The sequence below is a fragment of the Enterobacter sp. RIT418 genome, assembly GCF_003057745.1.
Classification (GTDB): Bacteria; Pseudomonadota; Gammaproteobacteria; order Enterobacterales; family Enterobacteriaceae; genus Enterobacter.
In genome coordinates this window covers 62,983-80,254 of record NZ_QBJD02000020.1, presented here as the reverse complement: position 1 = coordinate 80,254, position 17,272 = coordinate 62,983, and the positions used below count along the sequence as shown (strand labels likewise).

The window sequence follows — 17,272 nt, the reverse complement described above, 5'->3', positions numbered from 1 at the left end:
GCGAGTGGCTCGATCGGTTCCCTCTCCCCTATGGGGAGAGGGTTAGGGTGAGGGGTCCAGACCGCCCCCCCTTCCCCCTCTCCACTCTGTGATAAACTTCGTGCAATTCCTTTTGACTGCACGAGTACCCCATGAAACGTGAACTTGCTATCGAATTTTCCCGCGTAACCGAAGCCGCCGCGCTGGCCGGCTATAAATGGTTAGGCCGTGGCGACAAAAATACCGCAGACGGCGCGGCCGTCCACGCCATGCGCATTGTGCTTAACCAGGTCAACATCGACGGTACCATCGTGATTGGCGAAGGCGAGATCGACGAAGCGCCGATGCTCTACATCGGCGAAAAAGTCGGCACGGGCAAAGGCGATGCCGTGGATATCGCGGTCGACCCGATTGAAGGCACGCGCATGACGGCGATGGGTCAGGCCAACGCGCTGGCGGTGCTGGCCGTGGGCGATAAAGGCTGCTTCCTCAACGCGCCGGATATGTACATGGAAAAGCTGATCGTCGGCCCCGGCGCGAAAGGTGCTATCGACCTCAGCCTGCCGCTGGACGAGAACCTGCGCAACGTTGCCGCGGCGCTGGGTAAGCCCCTTAGCGAACTCACCGTCACCATTCTGGCCAAGCCGCGCCACGACGCCACCATCGCGCAGATGCAGCAGCTTGGCGTGCGCGTGTTTGCGATCCCTGACGGCGACGTCGCCGCCTCGATTCTGACCTGCATGCCGGACAGCGAAGTAGACGTCCTTTACGGCATCGGCGGCGCGCCGGAGGGCGTCGTCTCTGCCGCGGTGATCCGCGCGCTGGATGGCGACATGCAGGCCAGGCTGCTGGCGCGACACGACGTCAAAGGCGACAGCGAAGAGAACCGCCGTATCGGCGAGCAGGAGCTGGCGCGCTGTGCAGAAATGGGCATTGAGGCCAATAAGGTCCTCGCGCTTAACGAGATGGCCCGCAGCGACAACGTTGTCTTCTCCGCGACCGGCATTACCAAAGGCGACCTGCTGGACGGCATCACCCGCAAAGGCAACATGGCGACCACCGAAACGCTGCTGATCCGCGGTAAATCACGCACCATCCGCCGCATCCAGTCTATTCACTATCTCGACCGCAAAGACCCGGACGTGCAGACGCACATTCTGTAAAACCGTTTGATCGATAGAGCTTTCCGGCCCGAATGGGCTGGAAATGTTTCCCATAAGTACGGAAGATAGAACAGAGAATCAGCACAGGAGAAGATCATGGCGGACTGGGTAACAGGTAAAGTCACTAAGGTACAGTTCTGGACCGACGCGCTGTTTAGCCTCACCCTGCATGCTCCCGTCCATCCGTTCACGGCCGGGCAATTCGCGAAGCTGGGGCTGGACGTCGACGGCGAACGCGTGCAGCGCGCGTACTCTTACGTTAACGCGCCGGATAACCCGGACCTCGAGTTCTATCTTGTCACCGTACCGGAAGGTAAGCTCAGCCCGCGCCTTGCCGCGCTGAAGCCGGGCGACGACGTGCAGATTGTGAGCGAAGCGGCAGGTTTCTTCGTGCTGGATGAAATTCCAGACTGCGACACGCTCTGGATGCTGGCCACCGGCACAGCCATCGGGCCATACCTGTCCATCCTGCAATACGGCAAGGATCTCGAGCGCTTTAAAAATATCGTGCTGGTTCACGCCGCGCGCTATGCCGCGGACTTAAGCTATCTGCCGCAGATGCAGGAGCTGGAACGGCAGTATGGCGGGAAGCTGAAGATTCAGACCGTGGTCAGCCGCGAAACCGCGGCGGGTTCGCTGACGGGGCGCGTACCGGCGCTGATTGAGAGCGGCGCGCTGGAAGCGGCGGTTGGCCTGCCGATGAATACCGAAACCAGCCACGTGATGCTGTGCGGTAATCCGCAGATGGTGCGAGACACGCAGCAGCTTCTGAAGGATACCCGGCAGATGACGAAGCACCTTCGCCGCCGTCCGGGCCACATGACCGCTGAACACTACTGGTAATCAGCGGAATTTCACCTCAAGGGTATCTTTACCGTACTTGTTTTCGCTCTGGGTGCCGACAAACGCGCCCAGATCGATAATCATCATCACGAAGATGATCGTTGGGGCCAGCAGCCCTACCACCCACGGCAGGATGGACGGCAGCATCGACCAGTTTCCGCCCACCAGCATCCACGCCAGAACGATCAGAAACGCCCACGCGCCGGAGCGGCCGCGATCGTGCAGGCGTTTAACCATCACCGCCGCCGTTGGCCACAGCAGGCAAACCAGCGCAAACGCCGCCGTCTGCGTGCTCAGCCAGGCATTATAGGCAACAACAAACAGCGCCAGCATGGCGACGATCCACGTCACCATCCAAATCCAGAAGTCACGGCGTCCAATACGCCCTTTGAATGAAAACAGCCACTGCTGTATGGTCATGTAAGGTTCCTTATTATCGTAGTGCGCGTATTTTACCCTGGAGTTGTGACCTTTTGACAAGCCGAGCATATATCGTTTTAATCATGAGCAGTTACGGTCAGGGGCATTATTGATGAAAAGTTCGGCACACCTTTTTTTCCTGTGTTTAGCCATGCTAAGCGCCAGCGTTTCTCTGCATGCCGCTGAAACGACCGCGCCGGCCACCGCCCCTTACCTTCTGGCGGGCGCGCCTTCGTTCGATCAATCCATTAGCCAGTTCCGCGAAGCCTTCAACGCGGCCAACCCAGCGCTGCCGCTGGACGAATTTCGCGCTATTGATACCGCACGGGATACGCCAACGCTGACGCGCGCGGCCAGCAAGATTAACGAGAATTTATACGCCTCCACCGCGCTTGAGCGCGGAACACTGAAAATCAAAAGCATGCAGATAACCTGGCTGCCCATTCAGGGGCCGGAACAGAAAGCGGCGAAGGCCAAAGCGCTCGAGTACATGAGCGCGATGCTGCGGGCCTTTACCCCCGCGCTCACCAAAGTGCAAAGCCAGAAAAAGCTGCAAAAACTGCTGGCCGCCGGGAAAGGCAAACGCTACTACGCCGAAACGGAAGGTGCCATTCGCTATGTTGTAGCAGATAACGGCGAAAAGGGACTGACCTTCGCGGTTGAACCGATTAAGCTGGCGTTATCAGAGTCCCTTGGCGGGGCGAATTAATGACAAAAAGCAAAGCCTTTCAGGGGAAAATCTCTATACTGATTCACAGACCATGCTGCCCGACAGGGCGGCCATATTCCTTAATTCGCTAATTTAGCGTGGAGAATTGAAATGCGACATCCTTTAGTGATGGGTAACTGGAAACTGAACGGCAGCCGCCACATGGTAAACGAGCTGGTTGCTAACCTGCGTAAAGAGCTGGCTGGCGTAACGGGCTGTGCGGTTGCAATCGCTCCGCCGGATATGTACCTGGACCTGGCTAAACGTGCCGCTGACGGCAGCCACATCGTGCTGGGCGCGCAGAACGTTGACGTTAACCTGTCTGGCGCATTCACCGGTGAAACCTCCGCTGAAATGCTGAAAGATATCGGCGCGAAATACATCATCATCGGCCACTCCGAGCGTCGCACCTACCACAAAGAATCTGACGAATTCATCGCGAAGAAATTCGCCGTGCTGAAAGAGCAGGGCCTGATCCCAGTACTGTGCATCGGTGAAACCGAAGCGGAAAACGAAGCGGGCAAAACCGAAGAAGTGTGCGCACGTCAGATCGACGCGGTGCTGAAGACTCAGGGCGCGGCAGCCTTCGAAGGCGCAGTGATTGCTTACGAGCCAGTCTGGGCTATCGGTACCGGCAAATCAGCCACCCCAGCGCAGGCGCAGGCGGTTCACAAATTCATCCGTGACCACATTGCTAAAGCAGACGCGAAAGTGGCTGAGCAGGTAATCATTCAGTACGGCGGTTCTGTTAACGCGTCCAACGCTGCGGAGCTGTTCACCCAGCCGGACATCGACGGCGCGCTGGTAGGCGGCGCATCCCTGAAAGCGGACGCTTTCGCGGTGATCGTTAAAGCGGCAGAAGCGGCTAAACAGGCGTAATGCTGTTGTGGCGGGTGGCGCTTGCGCTTACCTGCCCTACGCTCTTCTCCCCCCTCTCCCTCGGGAGAGGGTTGGGAGGAGGGGAAACACCTCTCACCGAACTACACGTTTCCCAGCACGCTAAACCACAGATAATTCAGCGGCAGCAGCACCAGCCAGGTCACGACCGCCAGCGCCAGACAGAGCACCATCCCCGCCTTTGCAGGCACTTTCCCTAGCCCCATCGCCACCACAATCGGCGACGCCTGATACGGCAGCAGCGGCGTGGAATACCCCAGAACCTGAATCATGATCGTCGAAAGCAGCGGAAAGCCGGTCGCGTCCGAGAAGCTCTGCGCCAGCGTGGTATACAGCGCCGGAACGCCGTTGGCCGTCATGATGAAGTTAAGCGCCGTGGTGATCCCCGTCAGGGCGAGGAAGCTGGTAAACGGCCTGTCGGCGTCCAGCGGCATAAACTGAAGCAGCGCTTCGCCTACCGCCGCGCCAATGCCGGTTTGCGTCACCGTAATCGCCAGCCCGAGAATACCCGCGACGTAAATACAGGTGCGCATATTCACGCCCGCCGAGAACTCTTCCCCGGAGATAAAGCCAATTCGCGGCAGCATCACGACGATCGACGCCGCCAGCCCCGTCCAGGCGGGCCCAACGCCGTGCCAGCTCTCCGTTACCCACATCATCAGCACCACCGCCAGCAGCCAGGCCAGACGTTTTTCATCGCGCCCCATGGGTTCCTGCGCCGCGACCTCTTTCGGCGGTTTTGGGCTGCCGGGGAACAGCCAGCAGATCAGGCCGATCAGAATTAATCCTTTAAGAATGCCGAGCACGGGCGTGTGCAGCAGCAGATAAGGCACGTAGTTGAGATGAATGCCGTACGACCCTTCCGCCGCGCCGCTCATGACAAGGTTAGGCACGTTGGCTGGCAGGATGGTGGCGGAGAGCTGGAAGGTGCCGAACCCGACGGCCAGCGCCAGGCCAAACCAGGCGCGCGAACCGTCGGCAATGCCCGCTCTTTTTGCCATCGCCGCGACGATGGGCATGAGTAGCGCAATGCGCCCCATGTTCGACGGCATGACAAACGCCAGCGCGTAGCTCAGCAGCACCACGCTCGCCACCATCATGAGCCAGGAATCGGTCAGTTTTGACGACAGCGCCCGCGCCGCCCTGTCCGCCAGGCCCGTTTTGCGGATCGCCACGCCCAGCACAAAGCCGCTGAACACCAGCCAGAACGCCGACGAGGCAAAGCCGCCGAAAATCACCTCCGGCGGGGCAATTTTGGCGGTCATCGCGGCCGTAAAGAACAACAGCGCGGTAATAAATTCCGGGAGCAGCGACGTCGCCCACAGCACGATGGTGACGCCGACGATCAGTGAGGGCAGGAACAGAGGGTGAGTAAGCCAGAGCGACATGCCTGTCTCCTGTAGATTTTTTCAGCAAGTCTACGGCGACAGGCAGGGCGAGTAAACGCTATTTATGGTGGGGTCACTTCAGGATATCGCATTGATGATCCTGTAATTCCCCGGCTGACGCACGGTTAAGCGCCAGTAAATTACGCTCGGTCGCCAGCAGGACAAACGAGCCGTCCGACTGCTGCGCCATTGCCAGGGCGAAGCGCCCCATGTGGTCGCGCGCTTCCGGCAACTCTTCCGCCAGCATCATGAACGGGCTGCGCTGCACCAGCTCGGCTTCGGTCACGCGGCGCGCCAGGTATTCATGCCCTTCCAGGCCGCCGGGGAACGGCAGCCAGCGGGTGCTGATTTGCCCCTGGCCGGCATCCAGCTTTTCACGCACGTCCGGGCGCAGGCAGGAGATGTGAATATGGAAGTGGTTTTGCGAGCGTCCGGTTGGCGAGTTGATCGCCAGCGATACCGCGCTGTCGGGCACCGCCGCCCCGCGCTTGAGGCTCATAAAGCTGCGCGCCTGCCACGCCAGCCAGAAGAAGTTTGGCGTTTGAGGCTCGGTCAGCAGCGGGCTTTCGGTGCCGTTGATGCGGTATGTCGGCATCAGCAGATATTGCAGCGGCCCGTTGCGGTCTTTGAAGACAACGTATCCCGCATCCGGCTTCACCTGCGCACACGGCGCCGGGTTTTGGTTTTGCAGCTGGTTAGGCAGGCATTGATCGAGAACGATATGGCGCAGCGCATCCGAATTACCGCCTTTCAGCCAGTACCAGCCGCCGCCTGCAGCAACCACCATAACAATCAAAATCAGCAAGATTATCTTTTTCACAACGCGTTCCCTGTTTTCGTCCGAAGCGAAAGAGTAACGCAAAATGATGACCAAATAAAAACCCGGCGGATTTCTCACGCCGGGCCATTGCGCCATGCTCGATTATTGACCTAACGCTTGCTGATCTGGTCGAACGTCCCGCCGTTTGAGAAGTGCTCTTTCTGCGCTTTGGTCCAGCCGCCGAACTCTTCGTCAATGGTGAAAAGCTTCAGTTTCGGGAACTCGCCTTCGTATTTCTTCGCCACGGCCGGGTCGCGCGGGCGGTAGAAGTTCTTCGCCGCAATTTCCTGGCCTTCCGGCGAGTAGAGATACTTCAGGTAGGCTTCCGCCACCGCTTTGGTGTCTTTCTTCTCAACCACTTTATCGACGATGGAAACGGTAGGTTCCGCGAGGATAGACTCGCTTGGCGTCACGATCTCGAACTTGTCTTTACCCAGCTCGTTGGTTGCCAGCAGGGCTTCGTTTTCCCAGGCGATCAGCACGTCGCCGATGCCGCGCTCGACGAAGGTATTGGTTGCGCCGCGCGCGCCGGAGTCCAGCACTTCAACGTTTTTGAACAGCGCCTTCACGAACGCCTGCGCTTTTGCCTGATCGCCATTATTGTGGTGCAGCGCGTAGCCCCAGGCCGCCAGATAGTTCCAGCGCGCGCCGCCGGAGCTTTTCGGGTTCGGCGTAATCACCGACACGCCCGGCTTGATCAGATCGTTCCAGTCCTTAATCTGCTTCGGGTTGCCTTTACGCACCAGGAAAACGATGGTTGACGTGTAAGGCGCGGAGTTGTCCGGGAGGCGTTTGATCCAGTTTTTATCGATACGACCGCGCTCCGCAATGGCGTCCACGTCATAGGCTAGCGCCAGCGTTACCACGTCCGCTTCAATGCCGTTGATAACAGAGGTTGCCTGCTTGCCAGAGCCGCCGTGAGACTGGCGAATCACCACGTTATCGCCGGTTTCCTGTTTGTAGTGCGCCGCAAAGGCTTTGTTGTATTGGTCGTACAGCTCACGCGTCGGGTCGTACGACACGTTTAGTAACTGGATATCTTTTGCCAGCACGCTGGTCGATGCCAGCAATAATGTTAAACCCACGCCCCATTTATTCATCGCCCAGCTCTCTTGTGCAGTGTTTTGATGAATGCAGCGTGCCAGAAACGGAATCGATGATTAAAGAATAAAAAAAGATTGGCTATAACGTGGTGGAATAAAAACGGCGTGAGCGGCCAGTAGCCCTAACCCCAACCCTCACTCACGTGGGTGGGAGCAAACATAAAAAAACGGTAACTCAAGGGTTACCGTTTTGCATTTACCTTGCCGCCACCGGGCAACGGAGGCAATCAGTACAGTTTTTTCGCGCAGTCCAGCCAGTCACCTTTGAACGGACGCTTCATGTTTTCAATGGCGTCGATGATGTCATGGTGAACCAGTTTTTCGTTCTGAATACCGACGCAGCGGCCGCCGTGGCCTTCCAGCAGCAGTTCGATAGCGTACGCGCCCATGCGAGACGCCAGGATGCGGTCGTATGGACCCGGGGAACCGCCGCGCTGAATGTGGCCCAGAACGGTCGCGCGGGTTTCGCGCTTGGTTTCAGCTTCGATGTACTTCGCCAGCTCGTCTACGTCACAGATGTGCTCGGTAATCGCTACGATGGCGTGTTTCTTACCTTTTGCGATGCCCGCTTTGATTTCAGCCACCAGGTCTTCACGGCTAAATTCAACTTCCGGCACCACGATGAACTCGCAGCCGCCGGCAATGGCCGCGGCAAGCGTCAGGTCACCACAGTAGCGGCCCATCACTTCAACGATGGAGATACGCTGGTGAGAAGAAGAGGTGTCGCGCAGGCGGTCAATCGCTTCAACAACGGTGCCCAGCGCGGTGAAGAAACCGATGGTGTAGTCGGTGCCTTTGATGTCGTTGTCGATGGTGCCCGGCAGACCGATGCACGGGAAGCCCATTTCAGTCAGACGTTTTGCACCCATGTAAGAACCGTCACCGCCGATAACGACCAGCGCATCGAGGCCACGTTTTTTCATGTTTTCGATAGCCACTTCGCGAACGCGTTCGTCACGGAATTCCGGGAAGCGCGCAGAGCCGAGGAAGGTGCCGCCGCGGTTAATCATGTCAGAAACGCTGTAGCGGTCGAGTTGAACCATACGATCTTCGTACAGGCCCAGATAACCATCATAGATACCAAATACTTCCAGGCCTTCCGTTAGCGCTGCACGGACAACCCCACGAATTGCCGCATTCATGCCCGGCGCATCACCGCCGCTTGTCAACACACCGATTTTCTTAATCATGACTACCTCTGAACTTAGGAATGCAAAATTGAAATCTGTTGCCGGAAGAAACCATTCGACCAACGAATACTGCAAATAGTATATCAATCACTTCCAGCTGAATTGATTCAGGTCAGACCAAATGGCGGTAATTTATACACAAAATGCTGGCCTGGCTCACTTTTTTACCACGTATTACAAAAGCTCAACATGTGCGGGTACAACCGAGCAGGGGTCCTGGTGAATAATGACGTCTGAACCAGGAAAACGCTGCAAAATCGCCTGCTCGACCTGCTCAGCAATAACGTGAGCCTGAACCAGCGGCAGGTTGTCTTCCATTTCTATGTGAATCTGAATAAAGCGGGTCGGCCCTGACTGCCGCGTTCGAAGATCGTGAGCACCGCTGACGCCGGGCCAGGAGGTCACGAGGGTAAAAATTTCATTCCGTTCTGCATCGGGAAGCGCGCGGTCAAGAAGCGATTGCACCGCCTCGTACCCCATCCGTAAGGCGCTATACAAAATATAGATCCCAATCCCTAACGCAAATAGCGCATCGGCCCGATGCCAGCCATACCAGGCTAAACCGAGCGCGATAAGAATAGCGCCGTTCATCATAACATCAGACTGATAATGAAGCATATCCGCCCGTACCGCCTGGCTTTGTGTTTTTCTTACCACCCAGCGCTGGAACGTTACCAGAACGAGTGTGCTAATAAGTGCAACGACGGTCACCGCCACGCCCACGCCAGGGTCGTTCATTGGCGTGGGGGATACCAGGTGCTGAATGCCGGTTAAAAACAGGAACAATGCGGAGCCGGAAACAAACATGCTCTGCGCCAGCGCGGCCAATGATTCCGCCTTTCCGTGGCCGAACGTATGTTCTTCATCCGCAGGCTGTAGCGAATAGCGCACCACCAGCAGGTTGGTGAGCGAGGCGGCAATATCGACAAGCGAATCCACCAGCGCCGCCAGAATACTGACCGAACCGGTATACCACCACGCAAAAATTTTAATGACTAGCAGGCACGACGCCATCACGGTCGCCGCCATTGCCGCCCGGCTTACCAGCCGTCCATAGGATTGATTCATAAACGCTCCTGTCATGCTATGGCGGTAGTATAACGGATGCGTAGGGGATCAAAGGATGAATAAACCGTTAACAAGGCTTAACGAAGGGCAAAAAAAACCCCCACATCATGTGGGGGAAGACAGGGATGGTGTCTATGGCAAGGAAAACAGGGTTTACTGGTTACTACGGGTGTTGCTATTGCTACTGAAAAGCGTCATATCTGAGCTTCGCTGCATCCGTGCAACCTCACGCAGCTGGTCCATTCGCTGCTGATGTTTTTCATTTAAAACCGCCTGCTGCTCGGGCGTTAGCAGCTGAAACATTTGGTTGCGCACTCTGGCCATTTCGACCTGGCGTGCCACCTGTTCCTGCGCCATTTTTTCTGCCTGAGCGCGTACGGCGCTTTCATCAAAATTTTCTGCGGTGACAAGGCGATGCATTGTCTCCATTTCGCTAACATTAACAGGGGGCTTATCGTGTCTTGCCCTCTGCATCAGATCTCGCATCTGTTGACGCTGTTGTTCGGTTAAACTTATGCCGTCAAACATATGGATTTGGCTGCTGCTCTGCGAGGCACCCTCCGCTGAGGGACCGTTATCGCCGACTATCGTTACAGCAGCCTGGCTAAACGCACTGAATGCCAGCGTTGAGGCCATGACGGCAGCGGTAACTTTGCGCATCACTTGCTCCCAAAATCTTTCGTGTCGCGATTCAACGAGAGACAGTCTACGATTCAGGCTGCAAACATGCGTCAGGGGGTGTAAAACAACGTAAAGTCATGGATTAGATAGCCTTGATGTCGTAATTTCTGCCTCGGAGGTATTTAAACAATGAATAAAATCCTGTTAGTTGATGATGACCGAGAGCTCACATCCCTTTTAAAGGAGTTGCTCGACATGGAAGGTTTCAACGTTCTGGTCGCCCATGATGGCGAACAGGCGCTGAGTCTCCTTGACGACAGCATCGATCTGCTCTTGCTCGACGTCATGATGCCGAAGAAGAACGGCATTGATACGCTGAAAGAGCTTCGCCAGACACACCAGACCCCCGTTATCATGCTGACCGCGCGCGGCAGCGAGCTTGATCGCGTACTTGGCCTCGAGCTGGGCGCGGATGACTATTTACCGAAACCGTTCAACGACCGTGAACTGGTTGCCCGTATTCGCGCAATCCTGCGTCGTTCTCACTGGAGCGAACAGCAGCAGAGCACGGACAACAGCTCACCGACGCTGGAAGTGGACTCCCTGAGCCTGAACCCGGGCCGCCAGGAAGCGAGCTTTGATGGCGAAACGCTGGAACTGACGGGCACCGAGTTTACCCTGCTGTATCTGCTGGCGCAGCACCTTGGCCAGGTGGTATCGCGTGAACATTTAAGCCAGGAAGTGCTGGGCAAACGCCTGACGCCGTTTGACCGCGCCATCGACATGCATATCTCTAACCTTCGCCGCAAGCTGCCGGAGCGCAAAGACGGTCATCCGTGGTTTAAAACGCTGCGCGGTCGCGGCTATCTGATGGTTTCCGCTTCATGATAGGAAGCTTAACCGCCCGCATCTTCGCCATTTTCTGGCTGACGCTGGCACTGGTTTTGATGCTCGTTTTAATGCTGCCAAAACTCGACTCACGCCAGATGACGGAGCTGCTCGACAGCGAGCAACGCCAGGGCGTGATGATCGAGCAGCACGTGGAAGCCGAGCTGGCAAACGACCCGCCAAACGATTTGATGTGGTGGCGCAGGCTGTTTCGCGCTATCGACAAGTGGGCACCGCCCGGACAACGCCTGCTGCTGGTGACCAGCGAAGGCCGCGTCATCGGCGCCGATCGCAATGAAATGCAGATTATCCGTAACTTTATCGGCCAGGCGGATAACGCCGATCACCCGCAGAAGAAGAAATACGGTCGTGTAGAAATGGTTGGCCCCTTCTCGGTCCGGGACGGGGAAGATAACTACCAGCTCTACCTGATTCGCCCTGCCAGCAATTCCCAGTCCGACTTTATCAATCTCCTGTTTGACCGCCCGCTTCTGCTGCTGATCGTCACGATGCTGGTCAGTTCGCCGCTGCTGCTATGGCTGGCGTGGAGCCTGGCGAAACCGGCGCGCAAGCTGAAAAATGCCGCAGACGAAGTGGCCCAGGGGAACCTGAGGCAGCATCCCGAGCTGGAAGCTGGACCGCAGGAGTTTCTCGCCGCAGGCACCAGTTTTAACCAGATGGTAAGCGCCCTGGACCGCATGATGACGGCGCAGCAGCGACTGCTGTCGGATATCTCCCACGAGCTGCGCACCCCGCTGACGCGGCTCCAGCTCGGTACCGCCCTGCTGCGTCGCCGCAGCGGTGAGAGCAAAGAGCTGGAGCGCATTGAAACGGAAGCCCATCGCCTGGACAGCATGATCAACGATCTGCTGGTCATGTCGCGCAATCAGCAGAAAAACGCGCTGGTGAGCGAAACGGTGAAAGCGAATCATCTGTGGCACGAGGTGCTGGACAACGCCGCGTTCGAAGCCGAGCAGATGGGCAAATCGTTCACCGTCAACTTCCCGCCGGGGCCATGGCCGCTGTACGGTAACCCTAACGCGCTGGAAAGCGCGCTGGAAAACATCGTGCGTAACGCCCTGCGCTACTCGCACACGAAGATTGAGGTGGCGTTCTCGGTGGATAAAGACGGGATCACCATCATCGTGGACGACGACGGTCCTGGCGTGAGTCCGGAAGATCGCGAGCAGATTTTCCGCCCGTTCTACCGTACCGACGAGGCGCGTGACCGCGAATCCGGCGGCACGGGGCTGGGGCTGGCGATTGTCGAAACCGCTATGCAGCAGCACCGCGGCTGGGTGAAAGCCGACGACAGCCCGCTGGGCGGCCTGCGGTTAACGCTGTGGCTGCCGCTGTATAAGCGTTCGTAGTTTTTCCCTCACCCTAACCCTCTCCCCATAGGGGAGAGGGGACTGCTCAGTGCGGTCTTTTCACCCTCGCCCCTTTGGGGAGAGGGCCGGGGTGAGGGGCAGTTATCTCCCCCATAATCTCCGCGAATTATCCTCGATCTTGCCGCTAATACGCCGCTTCTGCATCGTTCTGGTCCAGCTTGTCGAAAGCCCCGCCGCCGACAGCAGGCGATGGTACTGTTCATCGTCGAACGGCATATGCCAGGCAATCGCGCAGGCATCGTACACCGACACGTCGCTCAGGCGTGACGCCAGCTCAAGAGGCGCGTCCGCCGAAACCGGCCCCGCCTGCACCACGCGATAAAGCCAGCCGGTTTTGCCCGCGCTTTGCAGCTGGGCGGACATATCCGGAATGCCAAAATGGTAGTTGAGCTTAAAGCACGGCGAGCGCGGCTGCGTCACCTGAATCAGGGCGTCGCCCCAGCGGAAGATATCGCCGATAAAGACGTTCTTTTCGGTCAGCCCGTCGGTAGAGAGGTTCTCACCAAACGCGGGCGCGACAAACAGGTCCGCCTGCTCGGGAAACTCGGCTATCCAGTGCTGATAGTGCTCGCGTGGATAATGGCACAGCGCGCGATCGGGCCCGCCGTGGATTTTCTTCTCGGCCTGCTCGTCGCCCGCCAGCCCGAGGTCGGTCAACGTCAGCTCGCCGTCGACCTGAATTTTAGCAATGGCGCTCGGGCGGCTGCCGTCGTAGTCCCTGACCTTGCCTGTAAACACGTTGACCGGGTAGTGCATATCTACTCCTTCAGATACAAAAAAAGCGAGTCATCAGACTCGCTTCTCACAGGCGTCAATGCAACCTTATTTTTTAGCGGCGAAACGCGCTGCGGCTTCGTCCCAGTTCACCACGTCCCAGAAGGCTTTGATGTAGTCCGGGCGGCGGTTCTGGAACTTCAGGTAGTAAGCGTGTTCCCACACGTCCAGGCCCAGGATTGGGAAACCGGAAGCGCCAGAGATAGCTTCACCCATCAGCGGTGAGTCCTGGTTTGCGGTAGAAACCACCGCCAGTTTGTCACCTTTCAGGACCAGCCACGCCCAGCCGGAGCCGAAACGGGTCGCAGCGGCTTTTTCGAATTCCGCTTTGAAGTTGTCAACGGAACCGAAGTCGCGCTCGATAGCCGCTTTCAGGTCGCCCTGCAGGGTGGTACCGGTTTTCAGGCCTTTCCAGAACAGGCTGTGGTTAGCGTGGCCGCCCGCGTTGTTGCGCAGAACGGTTTTCTTGTCCGCTGGCAGCTGGTCCAGCCTGGTGATCAGCTCTTCAACCGGCAGGTTAGCGAACTCTGGCAGGCTTTCCAGCGCGGCGTTCGCGTTGTTCACATAGGTCTGGTGGTGTTTAGTGTGATGGATTTCCATCGTCTGCTTGTCGAAATGCGGTTCCAGTGCGTCGTAGGCATACGGCAGGGATGGCAGTGTATAACTCATAATCCTCTCCATTATTGTCGGGCGGCACAGCTGTTAATGCCGCGTAAGCAGTTGGTTCATTATAGTTAATTAAATGATATTGAAAATGATTATCAATGCCGTAGTTTTTATAAGGTTATTGAATTTTTGATCAATAGCGAAATTGTGAGTCTGCTCACGCGGTTAACGGGCTGATTGCCACCCGTGCCCCGGAGGCGGCAACCGCTTAAAGGTCATTAAATCGCCTAATTTTTACACTCATCGTGAGAGTGGGACACCACCAGCCGATAAAAACGATGAGGATGTGAACATGAGTCATGCGATTACGATGGGGATTTTCTGGCACTTGATAGGCGCGGCCAGCGCAGCCTGTTTTTATGCTCCGTTCAAAAAGGTCAGACACTGGTCATGGGAAACGATGTGGTCCGTTGGCGGCACGGTGTCGTGGCTGATTTTGCCCTGGACCATCAGCGCCATGCTGCTCCCGGACTTCTGGGGTTATTTCTCCTCCTTTAGCGCCTCTACCCTGCTGCCGGTGTTTCTGTTCGGAGCGATGTGGGGCATTGGCAACATCAACTACGGCCTGACCATGCGCTATCTGGGCATGTCGATGGGCATCGGCATCGCGATTGGCATCACCCTGATTGTCGGCACCCTGATGACGCCAATCATCAACGGCAATTTCGACGTGCTGATTAACACCCGGGGCGGACGAATGACGCTGCTGGGCGTGCTGGTGGCGGTCATCGGCGTGGGCATCGTGACGCGCGCGGGCCAGCTGAAAGAGCGCAAAATGGGCATCAAGGCGGAGGAATTTAACCTGAAGAAAGGGTTGGTGCTGGCGGTGATGTGCGGCATCTTCTCCGCCGGGATGTCGTTCGCCATGAACGCCGCCAAGCCCATGCATGACGCCGCCGCGGCGCTGGGCGTTGACCCGCTGTACGTGGCGCTGCCAAGCTACGTGGTGATCATGGGCGGCGGCGCGCTGGTTAACCTCGGCTTCTGCTTTATTCGTCTGGCAAAAGTGAAGGATCTGTCGATAAAAGCGGACTTCTCGCTGGCAAAATCGCTCATCATCACCAACGTGCTGCTTTCCGCGCTCGGCGGCCTGATGTGGTACCTGCAGTTCTTCTTCTACGCCTGGGGACACGCCAGCATACCGCCGCAGTACGACTACATGAGCTGGATGCTGCACATGAGCTTCTACGTGCTGTGCGGCGGGCTGGTGGGCCTGGTGCTGAAAGAGTGGAACAACGCGGGCCGACGTCCGGTTGGCGTGCTGAGCCTGGGCTGCGTAGTGATCATTATCGCGGCCAACATTGTCGGCCTCGGCATGGCAAACTGACTACGCGGCTTTACGACTGCGATGGCGCCACTGAACCGGCGTCATCCCAACCTCGCGGTTAAAGACCACGGAGAAGTAATTGCTGTCCTCAAACCCGCAGCGCATCGCCACTTCGCTCACCATCTGCTCCGTATGCTGCAGCAGATACTGCGCGTGACAAATCCGCAGCTGGCGCAGGTAGTGGTTGACCGTCATTCCCGTCTGGGCGCGAAACTGCTGGCGCAGCGCGCGCTCGCTGCACTGCGCCTGCTCGCAGAATTTCTCCAGCGCAAAGCTGCGGTTCAGGCTGCCGGCAAGCGTGGTAATGAGCTTGTCCAGCAGGGTTTCCTGCGCCGTGGCAGAAGGGCTATCGGTGGCAAAACGGTGGCGCTTAAGGGTCATCACCAGCTGGGCAAAAAGCAGTTCCGCCATCGAATGGGATACCGGGTCGGTTTTCTGGCTCTCCTGCTCAAGCAGGGAAATCACCTGCCTAACCTGGGCCATGCCGCTGCTGCTCAGACGCCAGTGCGGCGTGCCTTTCGCATCGCTAAAGCCGGGAATGTTTGCGGCCCAGTCGACGTTGAGCCGCAGGCGGTCAGGGCAGTAAATCACGTTCTGTAAAACGAGATCGTTAACCGAGGCGTAAGAGTGTTTGTCTTCCGCGCGTATGTAAAACAGATCGCCACGCGTAATGCGGTAGGGCCTGTCGTTGAGCACGTGCAGGCCGTTACCCCGCCACACCAGCACCAGCTCGCAAAACTCATGGGTGTGCTCGGCAAAGACGTTTTGCGGATAGCGGTCGGCCACCGCGACGGCTTGTCCGGCAGAGGAAAAAAAATCTTCTTTGCGAAGCGTTAACTGAGCGGCCACACCCTAACCTCAACGATGAATAACCCGACATTATTAGCGTTTTTACGCCGGGAATACGGTGATTACCCTCGCGTTACTGAAGCGTCACGTCCTTGCCCTGGCGAATATCGCGCGGGGACCAGCTGAACTCGCGGCGAAAAAGCGTCGAAAAGTGGTTACTGTCGCCAAAACCGCAGCGATAGGCGATGTCCGTAACGCTTTCATCCGTGTGGCGCAGCAGGTGGCGCGCCTTGATTAAGCGCAGCCGGTTGAGGTAGCGCTGGGGCGTAAGCCCGGTGTTCTGCTTAAGCTGGCGATGCAGGGTGCGCAGCGACAGCGAAAAATCATCCGCCAGCGTTTCCCAGCAGACGTCCTCGGCAAAGTGCTCCTCCAGCCAGGCCATCAGCTGATTCAGCCGCGCATCGTTGTTTCCCATTCCCTCCACCAGGCTCCCCCGGCGCAGCAGCAACAGCAGCTGCATAAACAGCAGCTCGCGCGCGGCAAGGGCGTGCGTCTCCGGCCCCTCTTCGCTTTGCTCAAGCTGGCTCACCAGCAGGCGCACCTGCGACAGCGTGGCCTGGTTGATCCGCCAGTGCGACGGGTAATGTCCGTCCTTTTCCTGCGGCAGCAGCTGGTTCAGCCCCGCAAGAAACTGGAACGCGTCCGGGGATCGATAAAGCACGTTGGTCAAACAAAGGTTGTCGGTATGTTCATACAGGTGCCTGTCGTGATCGCGCACGAAGCAGACCGTTCCCCCGCAGATGGTGTACGGCTGCCCGTTGAATACATGAATGCCCGTCCCATGCTCAACAATCACAATTTCATGAAAATCATGATGGTGTTCAGGAAATGCCGCCTGAGGAAGCCGCGGCTCAATCGCAACGGGCGAACCTTCCGAAGGAAAAAAATCCACGCTGTGTAGTACGGTCATATCGGCCACCACTAATGAGAAATCTTCTCAAAATAGTAATTAAGCCCCTTCACCCGCACCTTGAATTTTCGGCAGCAAAGCGCGCAAAACCCGCCGATTTTTCAAGAAACCGGCGGAAAGATCGGGAAATGCGGGAAGCGTCACACTGCCTGAAAAGCCCACCATAACAGGAAACTGTGAACCGCCTCACGTTCACCTTTGCTTTCTTGCCAGCCGCCGTTTTTCGCTGTCACTGGCAAGAAGGCGTCATTTATCGACCCTTTTTA

At 57.4% G+C, this 17,272-nt stretch carries 18 protein-coding genes; 7 read left to right on the top strand and 11 right to left on the bottom strand.

The features are described 5' to 3' along the window. Positions 1-131: 131 nt before the first annotated feature. Together glpX and fpr are read left to right on the top strand one after the other, a co-directional pair. Positions 132-1,142, top strand: a complete 1,011-nt coding sequence (gene glpX, locus DBY73_RS19680; protein ID WP_112012775.1) for a class II fructose-bisphosphatase — start codon at positions 132-134, stop codon at positions 1,140-1,142. Positions 1,143-1,238: 96 nt separating this feature from the next. Next, positions 1,239-1,985: a ferredoxin--NADP(+) reductase gene (gene fpr / locus DBY73_RS19675; protein ID WP_112012773.1), complete on the top strand. Its 747-nt coding sequence runs from the start codon at positions 1,239-1,241 to the stop codon at positions 1,983-1,985. On the opposite strand, the gene DBY73_RS19670 is transcribed toward fpr, so the two are convergent. Further along, entirely contained in the window at positions 1,986-2,405 is a 420-nt protein-coding gene (locus DBY73_RS19670; RefSeq protein ID WP_112012771.1) for a DUF805 domain-containing protein, read from the bottom strand. Positions 2,406-2,517: 112 nt separating this feature from the next. On the opposite strand from DBY73_RS19670, the gene DBY73_RS19665 reads away from it, so the two are divergent. Further along, on the top strand, positions 2,518-3,114 hold the full coding sequence (locus tag DBY73_RS19665) for a DUF1454 family protein (protein WP_112012770.1): 597 nt from the start codon (positions 2,518-2,520) through the stop codon (positions 3,112-3,114). Between the two features lie 111 nt (positions 3,115-3,225). After that, positions 3,226-3,993: a triose-phosphate isomerase gene (tpiA, locus tag DBY73_RS19660; protein ID WP_006808674.1), complete on the top strand. Its 768-nt coding sequence runs from the start codon at positions 3,226-3,228 to the stop codon at positions 3,991-3,993. 101 nt (positions 3,994-4,094) lie between these two features. Here tpiA and DBY73_RS19655 read toward each other — a convergent pair whose 3' ends face one another. From DBY73_RS19655 to cpxP, 6 genes are all read right to left on the bottom strand, one after another. Next, positions 4,095-5,399, bottom strand: coding sequence for an SLC13 family permease (locus DBY73_RS19655; protein ID WP_112012768.1), 1,305 nt, complete (start codon positions 5,397-5,399; stop codon positions 4,095-4,097). A gap of 73 nt (positions 5,400-5,472) precedes the next feature. After that, the gene (locus DBY73_RS19650; protein ID WP_112012767.1) at positions 5,473-6,219 is read right to left on the bottom strand and encodes a CDP-diacylglycerol diphosphatase; all 747 of its coding nucleotides are present in this window, start codon (positions 6,217-6,219) and stop codon (positions 5,473-5,475) included. Positions 6,220-6,329: 110 nt separating this feature from the next. Continuing rightward, positions 6,330-7,319: a sulfate ABC transporter substrate-binding protein gene (locus DBY73_RS19645; RefSeq protein ID WP_112012766.1), complete on the bottom strand. Its 990-nt coding sequence runs from the start codon at positions 7,317-7,319 to the stop codon at positions 6,330-6,332. 230 nt (positions 7,320-7,549) lie between these two features. After that, positions 7,550-8,512, bottom strand: coding sequence for a 6-phosphofructokinase (pfkA, locus tag DBY73_RS19640; RefSeq protein WP_112012764.1), 963 nt, complete (start codon positions 8,510-8,512; stop codon positions 7,550-7,552). Positions 8,513-8,686: 174 nt separating this feature from the next. Beyond that, positions 8,687-9,580: a CDF family cation-efflux transporter FieF gene (gene fieF, locus DBY73_RS19635; RefSeq protein ID WP_112012763.1), complete on the bottom strand. Its 894-nt coding sequence runs from the start codon at positions 9,578-9,580 to the stop codon at positions 8,687-8,689. A gap of 153 nt (positions 9,581-9,733) precedes the next feature. Continuing rightward, positions 9,734-10,240: a cell-envelope stress modulator CpxP gene (gene cpxP / locus DBY73_RS19630; RefSeq protein WP_112012761.1), complete on the bottom strand. Its 507-nt coding sequence runs from the start codon at positions 10,238-10,240 to the stop codon at positions 9,734-9,736. Positions 10,241-10,390: 150 nt separating this feature from the next. Here cpxP and cpxR point away from each other — a divergent pair, with 150 nt between their 5' ends. Both cpxR and cpxA read left to right on the top strand, forming a co-directional pair. Next, positions 10,391-11,089: an envelope stress response regulator transcription factor CpxR gene (cpxR, locus tag DBY73_RS19625; RefSeq protein ID WP_112012759.1), complete on the top strand. Its 699-nt coding sequence runs from the start codon at positions 10,391-10,393 to the stop codon at positions 11,087-11,089. Further along, positions 11,086-12,459 (top strand): envelope stress sensor histidine kinase CpxA, encoded by a 1,374-nt coding sequence (gene cpxA, locus DBY73_RS19620; RefSeq protein ID WP_112012757.1) that lies wholly within the window; start codon positions 11,086-11,088, stop codon positions 12,457-12,459. Before cpxR ends, cpxA begins: the two co-directional genes overlap by 4 nt. Positions 12,460-12,561: 102 nt before the next feature. On the opposite strand, the gene yiiM is transcribed toward cpxA, so the two are convergent. After that, complete coding sequence (yiiM, locus tag DBY73_RS19615) at positions 12,562-13,236, bottom strand: 6-hydroxyaminopurine reductase (protein WP_112012755.1); 675 nt, start codon at positions 13,234-13,236, stop codon at positions 12,562-12,564. A 66-nt stretch (positions 13,237-13,302) separates the two neighbouring features. Then, entirely contained in the window at positions 13,303-13,923 is a 621-nt protein-coding gene (gene sodA, locus DBY73_RS19610; RefSeq protein WP_112012754.1) for a superoxide dismutase [Mn], read from the bottom strand. Positions 13,924-14,212: 289 nt separating this feature from the next. Here sodA and rhaT point away from each other — a divergent pair, with 289 nt between their 5' ends. Beyond that, positions 14,213-15,247 (top strand): L-rhamnose/proton symporter RhaT, encoded by a 1,035-nt coding sequence (gene rhaT, locus DBY73_RS19605; RefSeq protein WP_112012752.1) that lies wholly within the window; start codon positions 14,213-14,215, stop codon positions 15,245-15,247. Here the strand turns inward: rhaT and rhaR are convergent, their stop codons facing one another. After that, on the bottom strand, positions 15,248-16,096 hold the full coding sequence (rhaR, locus tag DBY73_RS19600) for an HTH-type transcriptional activator RhaR (RefSeq protein ID WP_112012751.1): 849 nt from the start codon (positions 16,094-16,096) through the stop codon (positions 15,248-15,250). A gap of 73 nt (positions 16,097-16,169) precedes the next feature. After that, positions 16,170-17,006 (bottom strand): HTH-type transcriptional activator RhaS, encoded by an 837-nt coding sequence (gene rhaS / locus DBY73_RS19595; RefSeq protein ID WP_112012750.1) that lies wholly within the window; start codon positions 17,004-17,006, stop codon positions 16,170-16,172. Between the last annotated feature and the right edge of the window lie 266 nt (positions 17,007-17,272).

Bases quoted from the DNA above. Each gene is read 5' to 3' on its own strand.
- DBY73_RS19645 (WP_112012766.1), bottom strand. From the start codon at position 7,319: ATGAATAAATGGGGCGTGGGTTTAACATTATTGCTGGCATCGACCAGC.
- rhaS (WP_112012750.1), bottom strand. From the start codon at position 17,006: ATGACCGTACTACACAGCGTGGATTTTTTTCCTTCGGAAGGTTCGCCC.
- DBY73_RS19665 (WP_112012770.1), top strand. From the start codon at position 2,518: ATGAAAAGTTCGGCACACCTTTTTTTCCTGTGTTTAGCCATGCTAAGC.
- DBY73_RS19655 (WP_112012768.1), bottom strand. From the start codon at position 5,399: ATGTCGCTCTGGCTTACTCACCCTCTGTTCCTGCCCTCACTGATCGTC.
- cpxP (WP_112012761.1), bottom strand. From the start codon at position 10,240: ATGCGCAAAGTTACCGCTGCCGTCATGGCCTCAACGCTGGCATTCAGT.
- DBY73_RS19670 (WP_112012771.1), bottom strand. From the start codon at position 2,405: ATGACCATACAGCAGTGGCTGTTTTCATTCAAAGGGCGTATTGGACGC.
- glpX (WP_112012775.1), top strand. From the start codon at position 132: ATGAAACGTGAACTTGCTATCGAATTTTCCCGCGTAACCGAAGCCGCC.
- cpxA (WP_112012757.1), top strand. From the start codon at position 11,086: ATGATAGGAAGCTTAACCGCCCGCATCTTCGCCATTTTCTGGCTGACG.
- fpr (WP_112012773.1), top strand. From the start codon at position 1,239: ATGGCGGACTGGGTAACAGGTAAAGTCACTAAGGTACAGTTCTGGACC.
- yiiM (WP_112012755.1), bottom strand. From the start codon at position 13,236: ATGCACTACCCGGTCAACGTGTTTACAGGCAAGGTCAGGGACTACGAC.
- tpiA (WP_006808674.1), top strand. From the start codon at position 3,226: ATGCGACATCCTTTAGTGATGGGTAACTGGAAACTGAACGGCAGCCGC.
- rhaT (WP_112012752.1), top strand. From the start codon at position 14,213: ATGAGTCATGCGATTACGATGGGGATTTTCTGGCACTTGATAGGCGCG.
- fieF (WP_112012763.1), bottom strand. From the start codon at position 9,580: ATGAATCAATCCTATGGACGGCTGGTAAGCCGGGCGGCAATGGCGGCG.
- cpxR (WP_112012759.1), top strand. From the start codon at position 10,391: ATGAATAAAATCCTGTTAGTTGATGATGACCGAGAGCTCACATCCCTT.
- pfkA (WP_112012764.1), bottom strand. From the start codon at position 8,512: ATGATTAAGAAAATCGGTGTGTTGACAAGCGGCGGTGATGCGCCGGGC.
- sodA (WP_112012754.1), bottom strand. From the start codon at position 13,923: ATGAGTTATACACTGCCATCCCTGCCGTATGCCTACGACGCACTGGAA.